The following is an 827-nucleotide window of genomic DNA, read 5'->3' as shown; positions in this document are numbered from 1 at the left end:
CAGTCGGTGATAGCTTCTCTAAGCGCCCGGTTCATCGAGCACGAATCGATGTCAAATCGGCCACGGTTTCGGCGTGAAAGCTGATGCTGTCAGTGATGCCGAGAACGCGCCCGACAAAAATATTGTCGCGTGGATCGAACTCAATACGGGCGGTATAGCCGGTATAAATCATGGTGTTGTTCATGGTGTAATTCCTTGTGAAGTAAGCAACTCACGGAGTTCTTCAACTTGATAACGCTTCGCCTCTTTACCGGGGTGAGGACGGTGCGGATAAAGGCGCTTGCCGTTTAATTCAAACACAACGCGTGACCCCTCGCTTTCGCGTACTTCGCCACCGACCGCAATCATTAATGCTTCCATATCAGCAAACACAATGCCGGGTAAGGTTGGTTTGGTGAATACAGCCTGTAACGTTTTTTGGTGTTTTGCTTTCATGCGTTAAATGATAGCACATTGTGATATCAAATTGTAGTTGAAAATACTGGGCTTGAAGTGACATACCAGCGCGGGTCAGGCCTGCGTTAAATACCGCAACAGCGCATCCCGAATCAGCTCCCGATCCAACGCACTAAACCCTAGCAGTCCCCGGGCTGGATACTGATATTCCGGCCCTTTCTTCGACACCCGGTCGCTCAATCCCTCCTGATGCACCCGCGCAATCCGCGCCACTCTTCCAAAAAATCCGACCGATAGTTGATTGGCGTCCGGCCTGATCTTCAGGTTGGCCGCTGTGCGTAGTTTGCTGAACATGGCAGCTTTTTGGCGTTTGATACGGCCTTGTTTGCCGCGCATTTTTTTGCGCTGTTTGCGTGCCGCGTAAGCGTTGC

3 protein-coding genes are annotated in these 827 nt (G+C 51.3%); all 3 read right to left on the bottom strand.

The features are described 5' to 3' along the window. Positions 1 to 31 precede the first annotated feature (31 nt). The gene (locus ACVBEF_RS21275; protein ID WP_447125884.1) at positions 32 to 184 is read right to left on the bottom strand and encodes a hypothetical protein; all 153 of its coding nucleotides are present in this window, start codon (positions 182 to 184) and stop codon (positions 32 to 34) included. Then, the gene (locus ACVBEF_RS21270; protein WP_447122111.1) at positions 181 to 435 is read right to left on the bottom strand and encodes a type II toxin-antitoxin system HicA family toxin; all 255 of its coding nucleotides are present in this window, start codon (positions 433 to 435) and stop codon (positions 181 to 183) included. The genes ACVBEF_RS21275 and ACVBEF_RS21270 overlap by 4 nt, the downstream gene beginning before the upstream one ends. A 75-nt stretch (positions 436 to 510) precedes the next feature. Then, positions 511 to 827, bottom strand: a 317-nt coding sequence (locus tag ACVBEF_RS21265) for a phage virion morphogenesis protein (RefSeq protein ID WP_447125883.1), incomplete at its 5' end; no start/stop codon positions are given.

Source organism: Glaciimonas sp. GG7, assembly GCF_052976905.1.
Note: the sequence above shows the minus strand (reverse complement) of the source record. Positions and strands in the feature narration are given on the sequence as shown.